Source organism: Acinetobacter sp. CIP 102136 (assembly GCF_000369685.1).
Taxonomy (GTDB): Bacteria; Pseudomonadota; Gammaproteobacteria; order Pseudomonadales; family Moraxellaceae; genus Acinetobacter; species Acinetobacter fasciculus.
This window is the reverse complement of the sequence record NZ_KB850142.1, coordinates 1,561,134-1,586,820: the sequence shown is the minus strand read 5'-3', so window position 1 is coordinate 1,586,820 and position 25,687 is coordinate 1,561,134. Positions and strand designations below refer to the sequence as shown.

Below are 25,687 nucleotides of genomic sequence, written 5' to 3'. Positions count from 1 at the left end.
TTCTATCTGCTTTGATGACCAGAAATTAAACGTCGATAAGCCAAGAAAAAGCACAAGCTGCCGATCATTCCGAGATAAAGCAATTTAGGCAAGACTAGCTCTGTAGGCACACCCATCTGATTGAGTTGAATAAACATCTGCACAATTTGGGTGGAAGGCAGGATTTCGCCAACGACTTGCATCCAGATAGGCATTGCAGCATGCGGCCAGGCCGCACCAGATAAAAAGAACAGTGGAATGGAAGTGAATACAATGACATGACCCGCACGTTCCGGCAGATCCAGAAAACTGGCGAATAGGCAGGTCATGCCAATTATTGTATAGATAAAAACCGGAACAGCCAGTAGCATCCCGAACAGGTTGCCACCACGTGGATAATCAAATAGCCAGAAGCTAAAGCCGAATAAATAGAAACATCCCAGACAGCCAATAGTAAAGACCGCTAAACACATCCCAATCAATGCATTTGTGTTTAATTCTACTTTTCTTTCCCGATATACCAAAATCAGCATACTCAAACCCAAAAGAATGGTTTGGTGAATAATTAAAGGTGCAACCGCAGGAAAGACATAGCTGCCGTAGCCGGACAGCGGATTAAATAAAGGAATTTGATGCACAGAAAGGGCAGGTGAAAAATCCGAGACCTTGCCAAAGCGTTCAGTATAATCTGCCAAAGTTTGCTCAACTGATGTAGCTAAGCCCAGACCAATTTGTTTGGTCACTAAAAAGTTGGCCGTGCTTAAATACAGTCCAATTCCGCCTGTTTCACCATGCCTTAAGCTTTGCGATAAATTGTCCGGTAGTAACAAGATACCATCGGCTTTTTGAGATTCAACCCATTGTTTGGCTTCGGCAAAATTTCCGGTAATCGCCTGAATTTCGACATTGGGGCTTTGTGCCACCTGACCAATAATACGGGTGCTTAAGTTACTTTGTTCTTCATCGACAATAATAATCGGTAAGGCTTCAGCCTGCTGTGCCTGATAAGCGGTTGGATAAAAAAAGCTGTAAAACAAGACGGATAGAATAAGCGTGGTAAAGATCGTGCCGTGACTGACAATATCCTTAAAGCTTTGCAGATAGTAAAACCAGAGGGATTTCATTGGACTGCTCCTTTAACTATTTTTTTAAGAAACAGATAAGCCAGCAGAGCGTAAACTAGGGCATAGATCAGCAGCATGAATCCAGCTTGCAGTGAAATATGCAATGGACTACCAATCACCCATTGTTCAGTTTGTAATTTGGCATAGGGCGTAAACGGAATAATATTGGACCAGAACTGGGTGAATAGGGGCGCATTATTTAAAGGTAAAGTCACACCGGCAAAACTTAAAGATGAACCACCATAGACCGCAATGATGCCAAAAGATTTACTTAAATCTTTGGTTGCCAGAACCACTGCACTGCTTAAAAATGCATAAGCGCTATATAGCAGAAATTGTGCCGATAGAATCAGAGCGAGCGAGCCGGCAACAAACCAGCCGCGAATTTCAATCAGCCAGAACATCCAGATCCAGGTCCATAGACTAAAAATAGCCACATAGATCAGGTTCTTAGACAGCAATGCCATCCAGATGGATGAGTTGCTAATCCAGCTTGTTAAGGTCTGCCGCTTCAGTTCCTGACCGACGGAAAATGCCACACAACAACACAGCAGTAAATGCAGAATTGCCGGAATGACATAGGGTTCCAGATAGAATTCATAATTCAGCTGCGGATTATACAGCGGAGATATTTTAATATGCGGTGACGGTGCTTCGAGAGAGGGGAGTCGGTTGCCCAGATATTGCTGTCCGCTAAATTCAGCGAGTGCTTGTAGGGTACTGACCAGCATGGCCGAGGAAATGGTATTTCCAATACTGAAATAACTCTGGTTAAAAGCAATACTGATGTCAGCATCCTGGGCACGAACCAGACGTTGCTCGGCACCGCTTGGAATATGGATATAACCCCAAATTTTATTTTGATTTAACAGGCGCTCAATTTCAGCTGTTTGTTCCGACACCGTAGCAATTTTAAGAGTATGATTCAGCTCCACATGTTGATAAATGCTTTGACTCAGCGCACTCTGGTCTTGATCAATAATCGCAATCGGTAAATGATCCGATTTCCCTTGAGCAAACATGCTGCTGAATAAAATAATCACCAGTGCAGGTGCCAGCGTGACCAGACACAGATCCCATTTTTCGCTGAGCAGATAGCGCAGTTCGCGCCATATACCCGTCCACATTATCGGGTCTCTTTCAGTTTAAATAATACGCTCATCCCGACTTTCAGTTCAGAAATCGCTGGTGTGGGTACAAGATGCAGCTTAAAACTGCGCACATCATAACCGCCGGTTTGACGTGTGGTCTTAATGGTGGCAAATTCACCTTCAGCACTGATCTGTCTAATTTGAAAAGTGGCGGTTTTATCTAGGGCGGGAATATAACCTTCAATACTGCTCATTTTCTGAAATGGGGCATATTGGTCTTCACGAATATTCAGGCTCACCCACATTTGATCTTCAATCAGGCTGACCACAGGGACTGCGGTGGCTACCAGCTCCGAGACTTTGCCATAGGTTTTAGACACCGTTCCGTTTACAGGTGCTACTAATTGGGTTTCTGCTTCTAAAGCATTGGCTTCATCCAGCGCAGCCTGGGCAATATCTACTTGTGCATCGGCAGAACTCTTTTGCTGTGAGGTGCTGCCACGTTTGGCACGTGCGTATTGCTGATACGCTGCTTCTGTCATTTGCGCCGCTGATTGACTGGCTGCATACAATTCATCACGGCGCTGGCGTGAAATCACACCTTCCTTCAATAAATTTGCACCACGCTCATAAGAAACTTTGGCTAAATTTTGCTGTGCTTTCAGCGATTGCCAGTTGGCATACAGACTGGCGATATTTTCTTCCTGCGAGCCACGTTCAGCAGTCGATTGTAAGGCCAGCGCAGATTGTAAAGCCGCTGCGGCTTGCTGTTTTTTGGCCTGAATTTCCGGGCTGTTTAAGCGCACCAGTACATCGCCTTTTTTGACCCGCTGACCTTCTTCTACATAGATTTCTTCAATACGGCTTGGCACTTTGGTCGCCACCTGAACTGTTTCAGCTTCTACACGACCCTGCAATTCAAGCGGAGCCGGTTGGTAGCTTTTCCACAATCCAAAAGCGATGACTGCCAGCAGAACTGGAATCAGGGCGAGCAATAAATATTTTTTCTTTTTAGCGATTTCAGGAGCTTGTTGTTGCTCGGTCGAAGTCGTCGCGTTGTTTTCTATTTCAGTTTTTGTTTCTACCTGTTGCGCAGGCGATTTTTCTGTATCGCTGGATGAAGCCACTTCATTCACAGGATCATTGGGTTTTTGATCTTCGTTCATGTTCGGCTCCATTAGCGAATATAGTGGGTGTTGGCATGTTGAATGTAGGTTGGAAATTCTGCAATCGAGCCATGGCTTTGTAATAGTGTGGCCAGTGACATCACATATTTGTAAGCATTCAAGGCAGTTTCAGCTCGTAGTCCGCTCAGCATATTTTGTGCATCGATGACCTGTGTGGCGGTGCCCGTATCTTCTTTAAAAGACAATTCTTGGATGCGTAAATTTTCCTGTGCGGCTTTCAAGTTTTGTGCCAGAAGTACATCACTTTGCTGTGCACTAAGTGCTTCGCTATAAGATTTATAAATCAGATTTTCAATTTCCTGCTGGGTGCGTGCAGTAAGCAGTTCTGTTGCAGAGCGTTTGAGTTCGGCAGCCTGAATATTCTTGTTTTTATCGATCCCGGAAAACAGGTTATAGCGTGCGGCAACCCCGACAATCCAGTTTTCATTTTGATCCAGACTATATTCGCCAAAAGCAAATACATTTGGTTTTTTCGCTGCTTGCTGGGCTTTCACATTGGCTTGGGCCAATTGGGTATCCAGCTGCATTTTTTGAATCAGCGCAGAGTTCTGACTAAAAGTTTTTAGCAGATGATTTAAGGCCTGTGGCTCGGTTTTATTGACAAATAAAGGCGTCGAAAGCTCAGTGATGCTACTTTCCTGAAGCAGATTATTCAGCTGGAACAGCGCAGCATTCAAATTGGCCTGCGTATTTTGCTGGCTGCGCTCGGCATTATTACGTGCCACTTCAAATTGCATACGCTGGCCTTTACTGATAAAACCTTGCTGTTCCATTTTTAAGGCATTGCGATAATGCTGCTGCATGGCATTCAGATTAAACAGCGCAGCTGCATGCAATTGCTTTTGGAGCTGCACATTAAAATAACTTTGAATCAGTTCAAAACGCTGCGTATCTTGCTGCTGTTTGTTGCTGAGCTGACTACGACCGACCTGAATATTGGCAATTTCTTTGGCACTACGGGTGAGGCCTCCAGTATATATTGGCATAATCACGGAAACAGTGGGGCGAATCACCTGATCTTCAAGGATGACATTAGACGTATCCGGAATCAGACCAACTCCGCTATGAATAGTATTGTTAAGTCCATCACGCAGTGGATCGGTAATACCTGCAGGTAGATCCACGCCATTACTGGCCTCCCACTCATTAAGCCGGCCATTCACGCCTTGAGAGAGTGAATTCTCCAGATTATTTTTAAATTGCTTTAATGGAATATCGACTTCACTGTGAAAGGCATAGGCACGAACATTCAGGTCGACACGTGGCAGACCTACGCCTTTTACTGCTTCAGCTTCAAGTTTTGAAGCCTGTTCCAGACTTTGATAGGCTTGGCTGCTATAAGAATTTTGCAACAACTGACGTTCAGCATCCTGAAAGCTGATGCTCTGTGCATGAGCAAAGCTGCCATACATCATAGATGCAAGCAGATTTAAACCCCAGACAAGCTGTCTTTTATTTTTCTTTAAGTTCATAAAGTCGCTAAACTGATTTAAAGCCGGTAATGTTATCCCGCTAGTATAAATCAAAGGTTCGCAGATAGAACTAGTGTAAAGTTATAGTATTGTTTCTTTTACATCTGTATTTCAAATACTTATCGGCTGTTTTTAATGGAATATCTAGAATCAAAAAATGGCTTAATCTTGAATATTTTCAATTGTTAGTTCAAAGATGATAAAAACAGCAGGCTAAAATACTGGTCAATTTATCTTGTGAATCTACATTGATTTTTTGACTCTATCTTGACTCATAGATTGAAATAATTTTGTGCAAGACCCTGCCAGATATGGTTAAATGCCATCATTTTATTGTGTTTCACTCTGAAAGGAAAAATCATGCGCGCGTACAACTTCTGTGCTGGTCCTGCTGCATTACCGACTGCCGTACTTGAAAAAGCTCAAGCTGAAATGCTTGACTGGCACGGCAAAGGTCTTTCGATCATGGAAATGAGCCACCGTAGTTCCGACTATGTTGCCATGGCTGAAAAAGCGGAAGCAGACCTGCGCAAACTCATGAATATTCCTGAGAACTACAAAGTATTGTTCTTGCAGGGTGGGGCATCACTACAGTTCTCGGCAATTCCATTGAACTTGCTTGGCAAAAACAACAAAGCAGACTATATCGATACCGGCATCTGGTCTGAAAAAGCTTTGAAAGAAGCGCAACGTTATGGCGATATCAATGTTGTAAAAGCAGGTATCCAAATTGATGGTAAATATGCGATCAGTGCACAAAGCGAATGGAATCTTTCTGATGATGCAGCTTATGTGCATTATGCCGATAATGAAACCATTGGCGGTCTGCAATTTGCTTCAATTCCTGAAACAGATAAGCCATTAGTGTGCGATTATTCATCTAGCATTTTATCTGCGCCAGTAGATGTCTCTAAATTTGGTTTGATCTATGCGGGCGCGCAAAAGAATATCGGGCCTGCTGGCTTAACGCTGGTGATCATTCGCGAAGATTTACTCGATCAAGCCAAGCCTGAAATTCCAAGCATCTTGAAATATTCAGATCAAGCGAAAAACGGTTCAATGGTCAATACACCATCAACTTATGCATGGTACTTGTCTGGTCTGGTGTTTGAATGGTTGCTGGAAAATGGCGGTGTAGATGCCATGCACAAGGTGAACCTTGAAAAAGCTAACCTGCTTTATGGTTATATCGATCAAAGCGATTTCTATGCGAATCCGATTGCAAAAGCAAATCGTTCGATCATGAACGTACCATTTACCTTGGCCAATGCTGATCTTGAGAAACAGTTCCTGAAAGAAGCCGAAACACAACATTTATTGAATCTTGCCGGTCACCGTTCAGTGGGTGGTATGCGCGCAAGTATTTATAATGCTGTGCCTTTAGAAGGCGTGCAGGCATTGGTGAACTTTATGGATGACTTTGCCAAACGCAATGGTTAATTCCTGAAACGAAAAAACCCAGCACAGGCTGGGTTTTTTATGAATACAATAATTTTAGAAAATAAAAGTATGCAGGATGAATCCGCAGATCAGCATCCCCAACATGAAAAAAAGGCATGACATCATATCAATATTATAGCGGGAGCTAAGATGATGCTCGACCTGTTGTAATGTTTCTTCTTGCACGATTTTCATAGATATTTATTGTCCGATCTATTTATCGTTAATACTAATTTGTTGTGAGTATTTTTATCATAAAAAATTGATTAAATAAAGTACATTTTTAATTAAAGAGGATAAATTTTCATTTTATTTAAATATCAAATTTGCATGACAACAGATTATTTATATGAGAAATCAAACGCTTATTTTTACAAGATTTTTAAGATTATTTTAAATATTTAAAATGAATTTATTTGAATTTAAAAATGTGGATAACTCGGTTTTTAATGAATTTAAATAGATTATTAAGCCAGAAAATATGTATAAAAAATAATCAAAAATTAAAATGACAAATAAGAAGATAGATGGATTAAAAGAAGATACCCATCAAAATGAATATCTTCTTTATATGTTTGAACTTAGGCCGCTTTTCTATAAATATTGGCCTGAATCCACAAGTTGCCACGGATATACTGGCCAATCTGGAAGTCTCTGTACTGGTCATTCCGCGTTGCAATCCGGATCAAGGTCGCAGGCTGGCCTTCATCATGAATGAGGGTGACATCATAAAGGGTATAGTCCTGACCCATAAACTGCATAGTCGTTTTACCGACAATATTGCCCTGGAACCAGGCTTCATCTTCCTGACCCATGGTTTCGCCGTATAGATAAGCCACCATTTTAGAAAAATCTACGGTTACAGGTTCTTTATCTTCTTCGCACTGCGGCTGCCAGGCATCAATCTGTTCCTGCAAATTATCCGGTGCTACACCATTATTGGCAGCCAGAATATCATTCAAGGCACGGTGGTGCTTGATCGAAGCCGGATCATCAACCACCAGATGTTCATGCTCGGCAACAGCTTCAAGCTCATAGGCCCAGGCATTCAGGTTCACCACATAAGGCTGGTCTTTTTCATAATGCGCATGATTGACGCTATACAGGCTGTCAAAAGCATAAATGATATTATTGGCACCCAAATTCAAACGTAATACCGCCTGAGTATTGGATTTACAGGAAATGATCCGGTCAATCGTGGCTTTTACCTGATACGGACTTTCAAAGCAGGGGAAGGCAGTTTTTACTGCTTGAGGTTTGTTGTTTTCGACGGCAATCACCTGACTCAACTGCACTGCAGCTTTGTTCGGCCCCTGAATCAGCCAGGTATCTCCATCCATATCACATTCTTGTGTACAAAGACCCATCGGCATCACAGGTGCATCGAGTGCTTTGCCTAACCACTGTGGAACGTCGCTACCGGGGTTTTCCGTGAGCAGGGTCCAGTGTTCGACATGACTACCGAAATTCTGATCATCAATGGTGATGATCTCTGGGCTATTCTGATTTTTCATATGCACAATTGATCTTGGATGACTTATTTATAGTTAATCGAGGGTCATTGCGATTTTTCAAGTCAATCGAATGAATTTAAAAATTAAAATGCAAATCATGTGAAGTCCATTTTATTCTGGATCGAGTTATTTTTGCCAGGCAGAGCATGTATATTTTGAAGTACACAGGGCAGATCTGCTACAAATGAAGTGATTTAACCATCAACCTGATCCTGCCAATTTGCTAGAATAAGCAGGATTAATACCTTAATGGGAAGCCCTGTGTTGCCATTCAAACTTTGGGTCGATGCCGATGCATTACCCCGTATTCTGAGAGATGTGATTATCCGTGCCTCGGATCGCTATCAGCTGGAAGTGACTTTTGTGGCCAATCAGCCGGTTGGTATCACACCTTCGGTCAGAATTAATTCAATTCAGGTAATGAGTGGGGCGGATGCTGCAGATAAAGAGATTATTCTGCGCATGAAAGAGCATGATATTGTCATGACCCAAGATATTCCCCTGGCGGCAGAAGTGATTGAAAAGGGCGGGATTGCGATTCATCCACGCGGTGAGGTGTATACCACGGCCAATGTCAAAGCGCGTTTGCATCTGCGTGACTTTATGGACAGCTTGCGCGGTGCCGGTGTGCAAACTGGTGGCCCGCCACCCATTTCAGAGCGGGATAAACGTGAATTCTCTAGCGCACTCGATCAAACCATTCAAAAACAAAAACGCAAGACTTCCGCGCTTTAAGCATTATTCAGAGTAATTCGCATGCCCACACAAACCAATATGATCGCCACCTATATTTTATTGGTGTTTATCTGGGCGACGACACCGCTTGCCATTGTCTGGAGCGTGACCGATCTGCATCCGCTCTGGGCACTGGCACTACGCTTCTTTCTGGCCTTGCCTTTTGCATTTGCCTTATTGTGGCTGTTTAAAACCCGATTTCCTGTTGATTCACTCTCAATGCACAGCTATCTGGCTGGTGCTTGCAGCTTTATTGGCTCGCAGATTTTTACCTATCTGGCCACGGGTTATCTCAGTTCGGGCATTATCGCATTGATGTTTGGTCTGGCCCCGATTATTACCGGCCTGATTGGCCGTTTCGTTTTTCAGCTCAAACTCTATCCTTCACAGTGGTGCGGCATGGCAATTGCATTGCTGGGGCTGGGGATTATTTGTGTGGGTGGAAAAGACCAGCATATTCAGCCGGTGGGCATCGGCCTGATGTTACTCAGCGTGTTTATTTACTGTGTTTCGATGTTCTGGGTGAAAAAGGTCAATGCGCCTTTGCAGCCCATGGCACAAGCGGCCGGTTCGATCGCGGTTTCAGCCCTCATGGCCTGTGCCATGCTGCCTTTTATCTGGCAATTTGCGCCTACCCAGATGCCACAGGCGAAATCACTGATCGGACTGGGATATGCCGTGGTGATGGCTTCACTGATTGCAATGTTCTGTTATTTTAAACTGGTGCAGAAAATCAAGGCGACGACCTTGTCTTTGACCACAGTGCTGACACCGATGCTGGCCTTATTTGTTGGCGTACTTCTCAATGATGAAAAACTATCCGGTGCAGCAGTTGTTGGTGTTGGCATTTTGCTGGCGGGTTTATTGTTATACTTTTCCAGAGAAATTAAAGCCAGCTATGCTGCCCGCCTGCCATCAACAAACCAACAGCACTAAGTCAGCGATTTAAGCAAAGTCGGCTTTGACACATTCACCCAGTTTGACTCGGTCCTGTGGATGCATGGTAATAAAATAGGCACCGGTCCGGAATTTACCATTTTCTTCTTCACGGCTATAAGCAACCTGAGCGGTTGCGGCAATATGGAAGAAATTTTCCGGGTGGCTTAAAGTCACGTGCAGATAGGTGCCTTCCGTGATCGGGCGGTCACTAAAGAAGCTAAAACCGGTTTCTGAAAAGTTCACCTGCTCCGGTACAGGTAACATGCTTTGTACAATTGCGTCATACAAAGATCCGGTAATAAGGTTTAATTTTTGGTTGAATAAGGATAAGATTCGAGCAATTTGTTGATCTTTTTCAGATAATTGTTCTAATTCGTAGTTAACCGCGTGATCAAATTGATCTAGTTCTGCAAGTAGTAGAAAATAGCGGGGCAAGACAAAGTTAGAGTCATAAGGATCATTTAAGGCAACATCATCGGAAATAATCTGATAATTAATTCGTAAGGCAGCATCGATTCGAGACATAACGCGTCTTTCCGTGAATCCGTTTGGATGCTGTACATTTTCCATAATTTATTACCTCGGACTAGATGGTTATGTTTAAACCAATCTCGCTGTATATAGGGTTGAAATATACTCGCGCACGGCGTAGTAACCACTTCATTTCTTTTATTGCGTTGGTCTCAATGATCGGCCTCACACTCGGTGTGGCAGTCCTCATTACAGTGTTGTCTGTGATGAATGGTTTTGACCGAGAGTTAAAGAATCGTGTCTTAGGAATGATACCTCAAGCGACTGTTTCCTCAACACAAATTTTAACAAATTGGCCAGAACTTGCAAAGCAAATTGAAGGGCATGAGCATGTTCATGGAGTCGCACCTTTTACTCAATTACAAGGCATGCTGACCGCACAGGGTCAGGTCGCCGGCATTATGGTCAGCGGGATTGAACCCGAGTATGAGAAAAAAGTTTCAATTATACAAAACCATATGGTTGAGGGCAGTATCGACAGCCTGAAAAAAGGTGAATTTGGTATTGTTTTGGGCAAGCAAATGACCGATGCCATGGGTGTGGGTTTAAATGACAATATTACTCTGGTTTTGCCAGAAGCCACCCCATCACCAGCTGGTGTCGTCCCGCGTTTCAAGCGTTTTAAAGTGGTGGGAATCTTCAGTATTGGTGCTGAAGTTGACTCGATGATGGGTTATATCGCTTTAAATGATGCCTCGACCTTGCTGCGTCTACCGGATGGTGCGCAGGGTGTGCGTATGAAGCTGGATGATATTTTCCTGGCACCACAAGTGTCTCAGGAAATTGTGCGTGATTTGCCGGGGAATTTCTATGCTTCGGACTGGACTTATACCCATGGTAATCTGTTCAGCGCGATTCAGATGGAAAAAGCCATGGTCAGCCTGCTTTTATTCCTGATCGTTCTAGTCGCGGCATTTAATATTGTGTCTTCACTGGTGATGGTGGTGACGGATAAAAAATCGGACATTGCCATTTTAAGGACTTTGGGGGCTTCACCTGCCACCATTACCAAAATCTTTATGGTGCAAGGTACCGTGATTGGGGTGATTGGAACTTGTGCAGGGGCCATCCTCGGGATTATTGCGGCAACCAGTATCAGTAGCTTTATTGGCTGGCTCAACAATACTTTAGGCCTGAATATGTTTGATGCCTATTTTATTAACTACTTACCTTCGTATCTGCGCTGGCAGGATGTCTTGGTGATTGTAGGCTTGTCACTGGCACTCAGTTTTGTCGCGACAATTTATCCGGCTTTACGTGCAGCAAAAATTCAACCGGCAGAGGCTTTGCGTTATGAGTAATCTGATTTTAGATGCCCAGAATATTCACAAATCCTTTACCGATGGCAAGGCCACTGTCGATGTGATTCGCGGCTTGTCGCTACAGGTAAAAGCAGGTGAGTTTGTTTCGATTGTAGGTTCAAGTGGTTCAGGCAAAAGTACCTTATTACATGTTTTGGGTGGATTGGATCGCCCGACGTCAGGTCAGGTCATGGTGAATGGCCGCCGTTTTGATACCTTGTCTGAAGCAGAACGCGGTTATGTGCGGAATGAGCATTTGGGCTTTGTTTATCAGTTTCATCACCTGTTGCCAGAATTTACGGCACTGGAAAATGTGGCCATGCCGCTGATGTTACGCGACAACATGAAGTTTAAGGAAGCCAAACAGCAGGCCGAATATTTGCTGGAACGTGTTGGTCTTTCGCATCGTCTGACTCACAAGCCGGGTGAATTATCCGGAGGTGAGCGTCAGCGTGTAGCTTTGGCGCGTGCAGTGGTGGGTAAACCTAAACTGATGATGGCCGATGAACCGACCGGAAATCTGGATCGCAAGACTGCAGCAAAGATTTTTGAACTGCTGACCGAATTGCAACGTGAGTTCAATATGGCGATGCTGATTGTGACGCATGATGAACAGCTAGCCCATGCAGCAGATCGGATTTTACATATGCAGGATGGTCTCTGGATTGAACCATAAATAACGAGAATATTCGCATTTGATTGAAGCTCACTCCGGTGGGCTTTATTATTGGACAAAATAATAACAAGACAGAATAAGATTCAATGTTGCAGTGGCTATGTATTGGCTGGATTTTAGGCCTTGCCTGTATGGGGAAAAGTTTCCTGACTGTTCAACTGAGCGGGACGGCAGTTTTGATCGTTGCGCTGTTGTGGTATCTGTGTTGCCATAAATTAAAGTTCATCTTGAATACACCGCTGAGAAGCCTGTTGATCACTGGGTCAAGCCTACTTTTAGGGCTGTTTTTAGGTCACGCTTATGCCAATCTGCAATTGGCTGAACGTTTATCCAAGCGAGAGCACGAGGTCTCTGAAAAAGAAATCGTGGTGTATATCAAAGAGCTGAATAAACTGGGCGATCAGAATATCCAGCAAGCCTTGCATGTGCTTAATCCTGATGGCAATACAGTTAAGTGGATGGGTTTTCTGCCAGTTTCAGATCCTACCACATCCAGTTTGGTAAATGATGAAACCAAACAGCAGACTCTTGAACTGGGACACTATTATTTATTACAAGGCCAGATTCGGCCTAGCCATAGTTATGCCACACCAGGTGCCTTTGATGCAGAAAAGTGGGCATTACAGCAAAATGTTATGGCCGGTTTCCGAATCAAGAGCATTCAGGAGTTGCAACTGCAACAACTCTATACGCTAGGTCATGCTCAACATTTCCGTCAGCAACAAAAGTTGAATCAGCGATTTTTGCTTTGCGTAGAACAACAGCGACTGGCCTTAAGAGAGTTTGTGGCCAGACAACCCGTACAGCAGAAAGGCTTGTTACTGGCTCTATTAAGTGGTGATGAAAGTCTCTTGGATCAAGCGACGGAACAGCAATTCCAGCATTTTGGCATGAGTCATTTACTGGCGATTTCCGGACCGCATGTGCTGATCTTTGCTTTTATCGTCTGTGGCACCTTGCAATATCTGATTTCAAGGTATGCACCGCAGATTTATCTGAAATGGCCAAGGCAGTATTTTTTGAGTCTGCCTTTTTTGTTATGTGTATTACTGTATTGTGCCTTTGTCGGTTTTGAGATTCCGGCGCTACGCACTTTACTGATTTGTGTGATTGTAACTTTAACCTTGCTGCTCAGGCAAAGTGTGCAGCCATTAAAATTGCTGATTTTAAGTGCTGCCTTATTGTTGCTCTTTGATCCTTTTAGTATTTTGTCGGCCGCATTCTGGTTGTCTTATGGGGCTTGTTTTGTCTTGCTGCGAATCTATCAAACCATTCAGCAGCAACCGAATCAAACAATACAAACAGCATTACAACGTCTGTATTTTGCAATGAAAGTTTTAGTGGAGTCGCAGTGGAAAATTTTTCTGGCCCTGTTTCCCTTAATGATGCTGTTTTTTAAGCAGGTGGCTTGGATTACCCCGCTAAGCAACCTAGTAGCCATCCCGTGGATTGGCCTGCTAATAGTTCCCGTAGATATTCTGGCGGCTTTATTATTTTTCATTTCTGAACCACTTTCGAGTCTGCTGTTTCAGCTCAATGATATTTTTATTCATATACTGCTGGCATTTTTGAATCTGCTTGATCGGCTGTTTGCACCGCAACTGATTCCTGTGGCCATGAATGTCTGGATGATTGCTCTATGTATTTTGGGCTTATTAATTGTCTTTTTGCCGCGTGGCTTAGTGCCTAAAAGCTGGACAGCACTTGCCTGTTTACCACTGTACATTCCTCAACTTAATCAGCATGCATTTCAGCTGTCTGTTCTGGATGTCGGGCAGGGACAGGCCATCTTCATTCGGGAAGGGCAAAAGAGCATGATGATCGATATGGGCGGTTATTATAATGAAGAAAAATTCAGTATTGGTCGGCAAGTGATTATGCCATTTTTGTCTGTGCAAGGTGTTGGAGAACTGGATCAACTGATTTTGACCCATCTGGATCAGGACCATAGCGGTGCATATCACAGCATTAAAGATCAACTAAACATCCGACAAGTGTCATCCAATCAGATGCCTGAAACAGCTGCTTCTTCAAGTTTTCAGTTTTGTTATGCAGGACAGCAATGGCAATGGTCTGAGACGATTAACTTTAAAATTCTGGCACCTCGGCAGCAGCAGTTAAATACGCCAAACTTCAATAAAAACGACCGCTCTTGTGTGATATATCTGCAAGTTAAAAATGCCGGACCGTATCAAAACTTTTTACTGATGGGGGATGCGGGTTGGGAAACTGAATATCAGCTGCTTCAAGATTATCCGGAACTTAAAGTCGATGTGCTGGTACTCGGCCATCATGGCAGTCAGCACAGTTCAGCTTATCAATTTTTAGAAGTTTTGCGGCCTAAATTGACGATTGCCTCGGCTGGAAAATTTAACCGCTATGGCCACCCGAGCCAACTGACCCAGCAACGGTTAAAAGCTCTTAATATTCCATTATTAACCACGGCAGAACAGGGGAGTGTGCACTTTCAGCAACAAGGCTTAAAACTGGTACTTTCTGCCGAACGACATGAATGGCAGTGGTTGTATCGTCAGCCCTTAAGTGACTGATTCCAATATGGGCGAAACTTTATGTAGTTCTTGAGTTCTTAATGCATTTACTTTGCCCAAAGCTTGTTCATGCTCAAGTTTGTAGAGATTTCCCAAGTCTTGATGCGCATTAAAGCGTTTATAACTCCAATGATAATGTTCCGGATGGCGACGAATTAAATTTTCAATACTATTGATAATGACTTGTGTGCCTTGATTGGCATTGCCATTATAAATTTTTTCATCAACTGCTTCGATAAAAATATCGAATCCATCTTCAGTATTACGTAGAGCATATAAAAACAGGGCACGCGCTTTGGTCTTTTGAATCAGCTTGGCACTTAAATTACTGGTGGCCAAAGGCACGCCGAAATAGGGAATATATTCACCACCGATATTCGGGGTATGATCCGGAAGGATGACCGTAGTGCCACCTTGTTTTAAGGCTTTAAAAATCTGACGGACGCCAGATTCATCGGTCGGCACCAGATGCGCCTGTTCACGACTACGGGCGGCCCGTACAAATTGATCTGCAGCCTGATTTTTCACAGGTTTGTACATAATGGTCATTGAGGTGAACTGGGCAATATAGGCATTCATAATTTCCCAGGTACCAAAATGCGGCACGATTAACACGAGGCCTTTATTTTGTGCAATGGCATCATGAAGTAGATCTTCGCCAATAACGCGATGAACGCGTTTAAGATTTTTCTGATTGCTTGAGCCCCAAATAGTAAAGAACTCGAAATATGACATTAATTCATTGCGAATCGCAGCACGGTTAATCTGTTCACGTTCCTGATTAGACAGTTCTGAAAGACTGATTTCAAGGTTGAGACGAATGACTTCCGAAGTTTTAGTGACTTTAAAACTGTTCACAATAAAGGCCAGAATACGGGCCATCCAGCGAGAAACCGGAAGCGGTTGGCGGCTAATGTATTTGAGTAATCCGTAAGCTGAATTCCGTGAGCCCTGTTTCGTCATTGATTTCGTCTAAGTACAAAAAAAGAGAACAAAATTTATTATAGGCGAAAACGTTTTGTTTAGACAGAATTACCCGATTCAGTGTATATAATGGATTCAATATAAATCAATTTATTGGATTATTTATGTCCGATTGGCCACCAAAACCTGAAAATCAAATACAAAATACGCAACAGCCAGTTCAACCGACTGGTCCGGAATGGAAATTGCTTGAAAAAGCAGTTTTAGCTTCGGTAGAAGAACAGCGCCGTGCACGCCGTTGGGGAATTTTCTTTAAATTTCTGACTTTTGCTTATCTGCTTGTTGTCATTTTGGCATTAGGCAAAAGCTGTAGTTCAGTTTCTTCAGATGCTAGCGCTGCTGCGGGTTCGCATATCGCAGTCGTGGATATTGTGGGTACGATTGCAGCCGACAAGCAGAGCGTCAACAGTAGCAATACCATCAAATCATTGAAAAAAGCCTTTGAAAATAAACAAAGTAAAGCAGTGGTGCTGAATATCAACTCACCTGGCGGTTCACCGGTACAGTCCGATGAAATCTGGCAAGAAATTCAGTATCTGAAAAAACAGCATTCTGGGAAAAAATTGTATGCCGTGATTGGCGATACTGGTGCTTCAGGTGCTTATTATATTGCTTCAGCTGCGGATGAAATTATTGTCAATCCATCGAGCTTGGTCGGTTCAATTGGGGTGATCATGCCGAATTATGGTGTGACTAATCTATTGCAAAAATTAGGTGTTGAAGATCGCACCATGACTTCAGGTGAAAATAAAGCTTTGCTGTCTATGACTCAGCCGGTTGATCCTGTGCAAAAAGCCCACGTACAGGGTGTGCTGGATAATGTGCATGGTCACTTTATTAATGCAGTTAAACAAGGACGTGGCAATAAATTGAAATCCAATGATCCTGCTATTTTCTCTGGCTTGTTCTGGACCGGTGATCAGGCGGTGAAATTAGGAATTGCGGATCGTATCGGTAGCTTAAATACTTTGAAACGTGAACTGAAAACTGAAAAAGCGTTGAATTACACCATTGAATATAGTCCATTTGAATCAGTCTTGGGTCGTATGGGTTCATCGATTGGGGATGGAATTGCTTCTTCGGTTGCACAGAAGCTTCAGTCAGAAAATAGCACGACACTGCAATGAAACCATTGATTCATTTCGCGCACGCCAATGGCGTGCCATCCAAAGTCTATCAAAAGCTGTTTGATGGATTACAAGATGATTACGATATTATCTATGTGCCGCTTTTAGGGCCAGACAAGCGTTATCCGGTTGATAACCATTGGAAAAGCCTGACCCAGCAAGTGATTGACAGTATTGTACGTCAGTCACATGGGCGACCTGTCATTGGTCTGGGGCATTCTTTGGGATCTGTGTTAACTCTGCAGGCGGCTTTGCAGCGTCCGGAACTGTTTTCACAAATGATCATGCTGGACCCGCCGATGATTATGGGCAAAGAAGCCTTTGCCTTGCATATTGCGAAAACTTTTCGCTTAAAAGCATTGGATAAAATGTCTCCGGCCGGTCTGTCCAAACGCCGTCGTGACCATTGGAATTCACGTGAACAAGCCGCTGAATTGCTGCGCCCTAAAGGTTTTTATCAGGATTTTGATGCAGATTGCTTCCAAGCTTATATTGACCATGCCTTGCAGGATGATCCCATCCGGGGTGGGGTAGAACTCACTATTCCTAAAATGGATGAGGTCGCAGTCTTTAGAACCAATCCGTCACTATGGTGGTTGCCTCAGGCAAAACCCAAAATTCCTGTGCATTTAGTTGTGGCTAAGAAAGGTCCATTTCTGGCCCGAAAGTTCCCGCAGCAAGTGCAAAAGAAATTTGGTATTCCTTTTACCGTGGTGGATGGTGGACATATGTTCCCATTGGAACAACCTGATCAAGTAGCTGGCTTGGTCAAACAGCTGATTCAGCAACAGTCTGCTTGAATTATTGAATATATTGGAAATAAAAAAACGCATCCGAGGATGCGTTTTTTTATATCTAAATTTTTTTAGAACTTGCAGAATTGAACAGGCGCTTGCATTTTCTCATTTCGATATAACACACCATCTTTAGTATGTTGAATCGTTCCGCTACAAATCCATTCTACGACTTGTGGATAGATCACATGCTCGAGGCTATGCACACGTGTTGCCAAACTTTCTACCGTATCATGATGAGAAACCTTGAGAACACCTTGGGCAAGCGCTTGGCCTGCATCCAGTTCAGCCGTAACATAATGCACCGTACAACCGTGCAGAACATCACCGGTATTGAGTACACGCTGATGCGTATGCATGCCTTTATAATAAGGCAACAGGGAAGGGTGAATATTTAACATTTTTCCTTCCCAGGCTTTCACAAATTTTTCACTTAAAATTCGCATAAAGCCGGCAAGTACCACCAGATCCACATCCCAGTCCAAAAGCTGTTGATGCATCACATCATCAAAAGCCTCTCGGTTTGGATATTGCTTGTGTTCAATAACTGCAGTCTGAATGCCTGCGTGCTGTGCACGCGTTAAAGCAAAGGCTTCAGGCTTGTTGGAAATCACGCCCACAATTTGCCCCGAAAGATTGGCATCAATCAAGGCTTGCAGATTTGATCCGCTACCTGAAACAAGTACAGCAATTTTAATCATGCGAAATTACGCGAAGATCACACGAATTTTTTCGTCTGCACCTGCAACCGATTCAGCATTGTCTTGAATCTGACCCATTGCCCATGCTTTTTCGCCAAGCTGGTTAAGTAATTCAACAGTTTTGTCTGCATCTGCTGCATCAACCACAACGACCATGCCGACACCACAGTTGAAAGTACGGTACATTTCAAACTGTTCTACACCACCTTCGCGTTGTAGAAGTTTGAATAGCTCAGGCCATTCCCAAGAAGATTCATTCACAAGCGCTTGAGCGCCGTTTGGAAGTACGCGAGGCAAGTTACCTGGTAAACCACCACCGGTGATGTGTGCCATCGCATGGACATCAACGTGTTTTAACAGTTCAAGAATTGGTTTTACATAAATGCGTGTTGGTTCCATTGCAACATCTGCAAGTGGGCGGCCATCGACGATTTGATTCAGGTCAACGTTTTTCACGTCCAGGATTTTACGAAGCAGTGAGTAGCCGTTTGAGTGCGCACCTGAAGAAGCTACACCAATTAAAACGTCACCCGCTTTGACTTTAGAGCCATCAATAATTTTACTTTGCTCAACAACACCGACACAGAAACCTGCAAGATCGTAATCTTCGCCTTCATACATGCCTGGCATTTCAGCAGTTTCACCGCCAACTAATGCACAGCCAGCAAGTTCACAACCAGCGCCAATACCAGTGACTACATTTGCAGCAACATCAACATTTAAGTGACCAGTTGCATAATAATCAAGGAAGAACAGTGGTTCAGCACCACAGACAAGAAGGTCATTCACGCACATTGCAACCAGGTCTTGACCAATTGTGTCATGACGGTTCAAATTCAGTGCCAGACGTAATTTTGTACCAACACCATCTGTGCCAGATACGAGAACAGGTTCTTCATAACCTTTAGGAATTTTACAAAGTGCACCAAAGCCACCTAGACCGCCCATAACTTCGGGACGTGAGGTACGCTTAGCGACAGATTTGATACGATCGACTAACGCGTCGCCCGCCTCAATGTCGACACCTGCATCTTTGTAGCTTAAACCAGTGTTTGGGGTAGAAGTTGAGTTGCTCATAATGAAGTCTCCGCATTCGCGGGTGCGATTATAACCTGAATATGTAAAACTCTTATGGTATTTGTGGCCTAAAATGCTATCTTTATTAAAATATTTTAATTTTTAGAATGATTAATAGAGAAAAGGCAAGATTCTATGGTCGATCGTACTTTACGGCGCATTCTTATACTTGCTGGTATAGCATTGATACTTTGGGTTTTATATCTGCTTAAACCAGTTGTAGTTCCTTTTGTTGCAGCTTTTCTAATTGCTTATTTATTTAGCCCCTTGGTTAATGTTTTGCACCGCATTGGGCTGGCTCGATGGCTCTCGATCAGTATCGTATTTATCGGGATTGGGATCGTGGTTACATTGGTGATGTGGTATCTGGTGCCACTAGTCTGGCAGCAGCTGATGTATGCGCGTGATAGCATTCCGGCCGGGATTCACTGGATCAATTACACGTTCCTACCTTGGCTTTCCGATAGCTTTAATCTGGTTCCGATGGAGATCGATACTGACCAGATTTCCTCAGTAGTAATGGACTATGTCCAGACCAATTATAGTGCTGACAGTATTCAGGCAATGCTGCTGAAACTGGCACAATCTGGTCTGAACTTTATCCAGATTGGTGGCACGATTGTCCTAATTCCGATTATTGCCTTTTATTTCTTGCTGGATTGGGATCGTATGCTGGACAGCTTACGTCGTCTAATTCCCCGTCCTTATGAAAAAACAACCTTAACTATTGTGAGTGAATGTCATAGTGTTTTAGGTGCCTTTGTCAAAGGTCAGTTCCTGGTCATGGTTCTACTAGGCGTAGTCTATGCAGTGGGACTGCAACTGATTGGCCTAGAGATTGGCTTGATCATCGGGATGATTGCCGGATTGTGCAGTATCATTCCGTATCTTGGTTTTGCGGTTGGAATTATTGCCGCAGTCATTGCAACCTTTTTCCAATTTGGAATCGACTGGTGGCAACTGGTATTGGTCGGGATTGTCTTTATGGTCGGGCAGGCCGTCGAAGGCTATATTCTGCAACCGTTCTTGCTAGGTGATAAAATCGGTCTTTCTCCTGTAGCTGTAGTGTTTGCAGTTCTGGCAGGTGCACAACTGGCCGGTTTCTTGGGCATGCTGATTGCCTTACCGGTGGCAGCCGTGATTGTGGTACTGCTGCGGCATATCCGTGAGTATTATGAACATACGCCATTTTATGGTGATCGGGCTGTTATCATACAAGATGCATCTACCGGTTCAATCAATATTGAAACAGCAGACTTAGATGTTGATATTGAAATGAAAAAGCCACAGAAAAAACCGCTGCAAGCAGAGGAGAACTCAAGTAAAATTCACGATCCACATCGTAAAGACTCATAAGGCCAAAAAATCGTATGCGTCAATTGCAGTTAGATATAGAACCTCAGCTCGATGCCCGAATCAGTGATTTTTCAGGGCCGGGTTGGGGGCATGTCATTGATGCTGTCCGTCAATTACATGCAGGCCTGATCAACCAATTTTATGTCTATGGGGGAGCCGGTACAGGTAAAAGTCATTTGTTGTCTGCCATCTGTGACTCTTATCTGGAAGTAGGTAAATCTGCAATTCAGGTATCTTTGCTTGAGCTTTTAGATGCACCGACTGAGGCGATTACTTCTCTAGATCGTTTTGATCTGGTAGCACTTGATGATATCGAAGCGATTAGTGGCGTACCCCATTGGCAACGCGCAGTATTTCACTTGATTAATTATAATAATGAAGGTGGTGGGCAGTTGGTGTTTTCGTCACGTTTTGCACCTATCGAACTCAAACTCGAATTGCCAGATTTACAATCCCGTCTCACGCAGGCGGTCAGTACCCGTGTTCCGAGTGGCAGTTTGTATGCTGATCGCTATGCGCTGGTTTCCTCGGTACTCGATCGTCGTGGGATCCATTTAGACCCTCAAATCTTTGACTATTTACTCAGCCATGGGCCACATCAAACTTCAGTGCTGCTTCAAAGATTAGAGCAGATTATTCAACTACTTAAAGGGGAAAAGTTAAAAGTTAGCAATGCTAATTTGCGGCAGATATATGCCTTGATTGACGAATATCGGTAAATCATAAAAATTCTTGAGTAATTACTCAGTCTATGACACAGTAAGGCAAAATAATTCGCTGTTGCAAGGATTCTGCAACTTTAGAAGAAAAAGAAAGAAATAAAAATTAAGGAGAAGGTTATGCTCAAGAAGAGCATAGGCATAGCTTTGCTATGTATAGCGGGGCAGTCGTATAGTGCAGATATTATTGTAACCACTACAGAAGATATTGAAAAAGATGACAAGGAATGTTCACTTCGAGAAGCTGTTGAGTATGTTAACCGTGGCTTAGCTAAATCAGGTTTTATGGGGTGTGGTGGGGAGAACTCATCCAGTACCATTATTTTAAAAGAAAAAAATACCTATGTGTTGAACCAGCATATCGCGATTAAAAAATCTCTTACCATCCGTGCGGTCGCAGAAAGTGATGGCGAATTCAGTACGGATGAAAAAGCATTAGGCTTGCATAATGCTCATATTCAAATGAAAGGTACTGATAACCTTTTCCGGATCAACAGTACAGATACATTGGTTCAGTTAAATTTGAAAGAACTGGATCTTGAAGGCTGTGGTAAAACCAGTTGTGCTGAACAAGGTGGCCTAATTTATAATAAAGGTCAGCTAATTCTAGAATATAACCGTCTATTTAATGCTGCTGCCAACTTGGGTGGGGCAATTTATAATGCTGGCAAGTTTGGTCAGAACTTAACAAGCCGTGCACAAATTAAAAATAGTCTGATCGAAAATAATAAAGCCCAACGAGGCGGGATCCTGTATAGCGAGCTACCTGCTTTCCTCATTTATCAAAGTGTACTTAAAAATAATCAGACACTGGATAATTCCGCGACCAATATTTATAGCGCGGGACAGTTTGCTGACTCCAGTAAAGATCAAGGTATTAGTGGGGAGGTATTAAGTAGTACGATACTAAAAAATAAGGGTGTATTTATTAATGTCCTGGACGGGATGGGATTGAATAATCTCACCATAGTTGACAATGAAAATACTGCTTTAAATATCCATGCACCGTATGGAAGAGCTTATGTAGCGAATAGTATTATTTTAAGAAATGGTACACAGGATTGCCAAATTATCACTGGTGATAAGTCTGTGTCGCAAAATAATCTGCTGACAGCCTCGTGTGGTGTAGGGGATGCCGTCGCGCCGAACCAGTTCTGGAATGGTACACGACTTTTTGCTGAATCCTCAGATAAAAGTGAAGGTATTTGTCAGACCCTACAAGAAAATAATAATGCCATACTTTGTCCATATAGCGTTCCTAAAGGACAATTTCTCGGTTATATGCGCCCACGAATTTTGTTGAACTATATCCTTGTGAGTGAATCACCGATTGTGAATAGAGGCACAGGATTGAGTTTAGCAAATCCAACGGTAGCATGTGAAGCGGCAGATCAGCGCGGGATCAACCGTTTGATGGATAATCTGTTTTGTGATCGTGGTGCTGTTGAAATCACGATACCAATCTCAGGCAGTCTGGTGGGAGAAGATCTGTTAAAGGGTGAAATTGCCAAGTTTTCAATTGAATCTTATCTGGGAGATAGTGATTTAATTCCAAAAGAACAGTGTAATGCCATTGTTGGTCAGAATCCGACGGGGGAGCCTTGGCAAGATGGCTGTTTGAAAGTGGTACAAACCAAAACAGCTTCCAAGGGTAAAACAATCATCGATATTCATGGCAATGTCGTTTATACCCCGGATTCTACCTGGCATGGAGCAGATATTTTCGAACTACAAGTGGTGACCTCATCGACACGGTTTAATAAAAGTAAACCTTATTTGACTATTACTACTCAAATTGTTCAGGAGCCAAAAAATGAAATGGAAGACAAAGCAATCAAAACTTCAGGCGGCTCATGGGGTGGTGGTGGGCTACTGATTTTACTCGGATTAATAGGTTTACGCCGTGGATTAAAAGATTAAGGAAAAATCATGAAAAATTATAAAAAAGGACTGCTTGCGGCCATGATTTTATCTGCCATGAGTTTGATGGCAGCCGAAGATAAAACGATATATGTAACTACTTTTGCTGATGAAGATGGCGAGAATAATAATGCCTGTTCTTTGCGAGAAGCCATTAAAACTGCAAAACTGGATAAATCTTATGGCGGATGTAATGTAGGACGTACGCTTCGATTGGATGGTTCAGCTGCAGATGTGATTCAGCTTGAAGCAGGCGAGTACAAATTAGATAAAGAGCTGATCGTAGAGTCAGCGCTCAAAATTTATGGGAAAACTCCGCTTAACTATGCTAGTCGTAGTCCGATTACGCTGTTATATCCAACCCGGGAGGCTTTAAAAAGTACTATTTCAGGCCAGGGGAAAACCAGATTATTTAATAGTATGGCCAGCCAATCCAGTCTGGAAATTCATCATCTGATCTTAAAGGATGGCTATGCAGCAATAAATACCTTGGATAAAGGTAATGGCGGTACTTTTTATGTAGCAGGGCCTTTAAGTATTAATACCAGTGAAATAGTAAATTCCCGAGCTGCTGCAGAAGGTGGGGCGATTTATAGTGTAGCAATGAATACGGAAAGGAATATTGTTATTCAGGATTCTTTAATTCAAAAAAATCAGGCGAGTTCATATGGTAGTGTTTTGGCAATGGACTGTCAGGGAAATTTAGGTACAACTCAAACCAATGTGAAAATTAATTCCAGTAGTATTGTTAAAAACGGTTCAGACACTACTAACAGTATTATTGATTTTTGTGGCTATGCCACAGTAGAAATTGTTAACTCTACTATTGCGAAGAATACTGCAAGTACCACAGGACATATTGTGCGTATGACGAATGAAGTTAATCGTCCACTCAGTAAATTCTCCAGTTTAACTGCATTAAGTAATACTATTGTTGAAAATACAGCTCAATCTACTTTATTTTATGACAATACCGGTTTTAGGTATTTTAATTTCAATGTTTTAGCCTTTAACCAAGGCCTGTCTTGTGAGTATGCCTTAAATCAGGGAAATCCGACCAGGGCACAACGTGTTGAATTTTCTACAATTCGAAATGCAATTCAAACGACTGGGCCATCACGTTGCGTATTGCCAGAATTAGACGAAGATACTACTTCAAATAATCTTGATGTCTCTAACAATATAATCAGCAGTTTATTAACAAATTATATTGAGCCTGCTATTGATAATCGCTATCTAGGGCTGTATTACCCGCGTGATAATCAGACCGCAACGGATTTGGTAGATATCGGGGTGAGTGGCTGTATTGAACAAGACCAGCGTGGTATTGATCGTGTGATTGGATCCACATTAACATTTGATCCAAGTGAAAAAAATACTTGCGAGATCGGCTCAGTTGAAATCCGACGTTTGACTGCAGCCGATATTACAGACTTACAAAATAAGAGTTTGGTAGAACTCAATGACTTTTATCAGGAGAATATAGATGATCTCGAAGAAATCATTGCTGATAAAAATACTCCAGAAAATGAGCTTCCTGGTTTAAAGGAAGAATTGAAAAGTTATCAGGATTTGCTCAAATATACCAAGCAATATCAGAAATATCGTGCAATCTATATTAATCCTTTTATCTTGGCTATGCCTCAAGAAACTCTAACCAATGATAAGATTCAAATTAAAGCCTTAAATTCACAAAATTATGAGGTCAGTGTAAAAACTTTAGGTGTTGGTAAGTTAGTTGGTACAGGCAATTCGACCACTGTGGAAGGAAATCCAAATGATCCAAATCTTAAATGTGAGTGGAAACCTGATTTAAACCGGATCATGATGTATCGCACTGATGGTAAGCAGACCAGTTCGGTTGATATGGAGTTCTGTAGTTATACCCTTAAAGACCGGGCTACAGGTGCGAGCAGTGCTGGCCTCTTAAGAGCAGCTTTTAACAACATTGCACCGATTGCAAAAGATGATGAATATCGGCTTAATCCAGAGAATAATCTTACAGTGACGGTAAATCCGCTTGAAAATGATAGTGATGATGGGGATGGGCCTCTACCATCAGGAAAGTCGGCTTTTTATCAAGATAAAGATGGAAAAGAGATCCCGATTCATATTGTTAAGCTGCCTGCGGGAGTTTCACTGAAGGCAGAGCGACAAGGAGCATGTCCTGATACCTATCAAAATCAGACCTGTTATGGTGGACAGCTGACATTTACTGTAAAAAATAATTTAAGCCAGGCAAATTACAGCATGGATTATGCGATTTTTGATGCTGATGAAAAAATGTCAGAAAAAGCGACAATCTTGTTACGTAATACAGTTAAAAATACGAATACGTCCTCAAGTGGTGGTGGGGCAATTGGAATGTGGGGGCTACTAGGATTATTAGGGTTTGCAGGTTATCGACGCTTAAGAAAATAAAATATGATTGAAACATCAAAAAAGCCTCCATATGGAGGCTTTTTTATATT

At 42.8% G+C, this 25,687-nt stretch carries 21 protein-coding genes; 12 read left to right on the top strand and 9 right to left on the bottom strand.

Annotated elements, in window-relative coordinates; all coding sequences use genetic code 11:
* Positions 1–2: 2 nt before the first annotated feature.
* The 4 genes from F893_RS13030 to F893_RS13015 are packed head-to-tail and all read right to left on the bottom strand — an operon-like array spanning position 3 to position 4,853.
* Positions 3–1,103 (bottom strand): ABC transporter permease, encoded by a 1,101-nt coding sequence (locus F893_RS13030; RefSeq protein WP_005252474.1) that lies wholly within the window; start codon positions 1,101–1,103, stop codon positions 3–5.
* Positions 1,100–2,230: an ABC transporter permease gene (locus F893_RS13025; RefSeq protein WP_005252472.1), complete on the bottom strand. Its 1,131-nt coding sequence runs from the start codon at positions 2,228–2,230 to the stop codon at positions 1,100–1,102. The genes F893_RS13030 and F893_RS13025 overlap by 4 nt, the downstream gene beginning before the upstream one ends.
* Complete coding sequence (locus F893_RS13020) at positions 2,230–3,360, bottom strand: HlyD family secretion protein (protein WP_005252470.1); 1,131 nt, start codon at positions 3,358–3,360, stop codon at positions 2,230–2,232. The genes F893_RS13025 and F893_RS13020 overlap by 1 nt, the downstream gene beginning before the upstream one ends.
* A gap of 11 nt (positions 3,361–3,371) precedes the next feature.
* Positions 3,372–4,853 carry a TolC family protein gene (locus F893_RS13015; protein ID WP_004971852.1) on the bottom strand — a complete coding sequence of 494 codons (1,482 nt, stop codon included), beginning with the start codon at positions 4,851–4,853 and terminating at the stop codon, positions 3,372–3,374.
* 360 nt (positions 4,854–5,213) lie between these two features.
* Between F893_RS13015 and serC the strand changes: the two genes are divergently transcribed.
* Positions 5,214–6,293: a 3-phosphoserine/phosphohydroxythreonine transaminase gene (serC, locus tag F893_RS13010; RefSeq protein WP_005252468.1), complete on the top strand. Its 1,080-nt coding sequence runs from the start codon at positions 5,214–5,216 to the stop codon at positions 6,291–6,293.
* Positions 6,294–6,874: 581 nt separating this feature from the next.
* Here serC and F893_RS13005 read toward each other — a convergent pair.
* The gene (locus tag F893_RS13005; RefSeq protein WP_005103874.1) at positions 6,875–7,807 is read right to left on the bottom strand and encodes a hypothetical protein; all 933 of its coding nucleotides are present in this window, start codon (positions 7,805–7,807) and stop codon (positions 6,875–6,877) included.
* 249 nt (positions 7,808–8,056) lie between these two features.
* Between F893_RS13005 and F893_RS13000 the strand changes: the two genes are divergently transcribed.
* Positions 8,057–8,542, top strand: coding sequence for a YaiI/YqxD family protein (locus tag F893_RS13000; protein ID WP_005103873.1), 486 nt, complete (start codon positions 8,057–8,059; stop codon positions 8,540–8,542).
* 21 nt (positions 8,543–8,563) lie between these two features.
* Positions 8,564–9,478 (top strand): DMT family transporter, encoded by a 915-nt coding sequence (locus F893_RS12995; protein WP_005103872.1) that lies wholly within the window; start codon positions 8,564–8,566, stop codon positions 9,476–9,478.
* A gap of 9 nt (positions 9,479–9,487) precedes the next feature.
* Here the strand turns inward: F893_RS12995 and F893_RS12990 are convergent, their stop codons facing one another.
* Positions 9,488–10,051 (bottom strand): PilZ domain-containing protein, encoded by a 564-nt coding sequence (locus tag F893_RS12990; RefSeq protein WP_005252467.1) that lies wholly within the window; start codon positions 10,049–10,051, stop codon positions 9,488–9,490.
* Positions 10,052–10,077: 26 nt separating this feature from the next.
* On the opposite strand from F893_RS12990, the gene F893_RS12985 reads away from it, so the two are divergent.
* The 3 genes from F893_RS12985 to F893_RS12975 all read left to right on the top strand — a co-directional run bounded on the left by F893_RS12985 (position 10,078) and on the right by F893_RS12975 (position 14,538).
* Positions 10,078–11,313: a lipoprotein-releasing ABC transporter permease subunit gene (locus tag F893_RS12985; protein ID WP_005252466.1), complete on the top strand. Its 1,236-nt coding sequence runs from the start codon at positions 10,078–10,080 to the stop codon at positions 11,311–11,313.
* The gene (gene lolD / locus F893_RS12980) at positions 11,306–11,989 is read left to right on the top strand and encodes a lipoprotein-releasing ABC transporter ATP-binding protein LolD (protein ID WP_004645694.1); all 684 of its coding nucleotides are present in this window, start codon (positions 11,306–11,308) and stop codon (positions 11,987–11,989) included. Before F893_RS12985 ends, lolD begins: the two co-directional genes overlap by 8 nt.
* 86 nt (positions 11,990–12,075) lie before the next feature.
* Positions 12,076–14,538: a DNA internalization-related competence protein ComEC/Rec2 gene (locus F893_RS12975; RefSeq protein ID WP_005252465.1), complete on the top strand. Its 2,463-nt coding sequence runs from the start codon at positions 12,076–12,078 to the stop codon at positions 14,536–14,538.
* Here the strand turns inward: F893_RS12975 and F893_RS12970 are convergent.
* The gene (locus F893_RS12970) at positions 14,527–15,501 is read right to left on the bottom strand and encodes a lysophospholipid acyltransferase family protein (protein WP_005252464.1); all 975 of its coding nucleotides are present in this window, start codon (positions 15,499–15,501) and stop codon (positions 14,527–14,529) included. The genes F893_RS12975 and F893_RS12970 overlap by 12 nt on opposite strands.
* Positions 15,502–15,626: 125 nt before the next feature.
* Between F893_RS12970 and sppA the strand changes: the two genes are divergently transcribed.
* Together sppA and F893_RS12960 are read left to right on the top strand one after the other, a co-directional pair.
* The gene (gene sppA, locus F893_RS12965; RefSeq protein WP_005252463.1) at positions 15,627–16,649 is read left to right on the top strand and encodes a signal peptide peptidase SppA; all 1,023 of its coding nucleotides are present in this window, start codon (positions 15,627–15,629) and stop codon (positions 16,647–16,649) included.
* The gene (locus tag F893_RS12960; protein ID WP_005252462.1) at positions 16,646–17,449 is read left to right on the top strand and encodes an alpha/beta fold hydrolase; all 804 of its coding nucleotides are present in this window, start codon (positions 16,646–16,648) and stop codon (positions 17,447–17,449) included. Before sppA ends, F893_RS12960 begins: the two co-directional genes overlap by 4 nt.
* Positions 17,450–17,514: 65 nt before the next feature.
* Here F893_RS12960 and purN read toward each other — a convergent pair whose 3' ends face one another.
* Positions 17,515–18,144 carry a phosphoribosylglycinamide formyltransferase gene (gene purN / locus F893_RS12955; protein ID WP_005247624.1) on the bottom strand — a complete coding sequence of 210 codons (630 nt, stop codon included), beginning with the start codon at positions 18,142–18,144 and terminating at the stop codon, positions 17,515–17,517.
* 6 nt (positions 18,145–18,150) lie between these two features.
* On the bottom strand, positions 18,151–19,221 hold the full coding sequence (gene purM / locus F893_RS12950; protein ID WP_005247623.1) for a phosphoribosylformylglycinamidine cyclo-ligase: 1,071 nt from the start codon (positions 19,219–19,221) through the stop codon (positions 18,151–18,153).
* Positions 19,222–19,356: 135 nt separating this feature from the next.
* Here purM and cxpE point away from each other — a divergent pair, with 135 nt between their 5' ends.
* The 4 genes from cxpE to F893_RS12930 all read left to right on the top strand — a co-directional run bounded on the left by cxpE (position 19,357) and on the right by F893_RS12930 (position 25,637).
* Entirely contained in the window at positions 19,357–20,577 is a 1,221-nt protein-coding gene (cxpE, locus tag F893_RS12945; protein ID WP_004645686.1) for a chloramphenicol efflux transporter CxpE, read from the top strand.
* A 14-nt stretch (positions 20,578–20,591) separates the two neighbouring features.
* Positions 20,592–21,296: a DnaA regulatory inactivator Hda gene (hda, locus tag F893_RS12940; protein WP_004645685.1), complete on the top strand. Its 705-nt coding sequence runs from the start codon at positions 20,592–20,594 to the stop codon at positions 21,294–21,296.
* A gap of 120 nt (positions 21,297–21,416) precedes the next feature.
* Positions 21,417–23,216 carry a rhombotarget A gene (rbtA, locus tag F893_RS12935; protein ID WP_005252460.1) on the top strand — a complete coding sequence of 600 codons (1,800 nt, stop codon included), beginning with the start codon at positions 21,417–21,419 and terminating at the stop codon, positions 23,214–23,216.
* A gap of 9 nt (positions 23,217–23,225) precedes the next feature.
* The gene (locus tag F893_RS12930) at positions 23,226–25,637 is read left to right on the top strand and encodes a CSLREA domain-containing protein (protein ID WP_005252455.1); all 2,412 of its coding nucleotides are present in this window, start codon (positions 23,226–23,228) and stop codon (positions 25,635–25,637) included.
* Positions 25,638–25,687 lie beyond the last annotated feature (50 nt).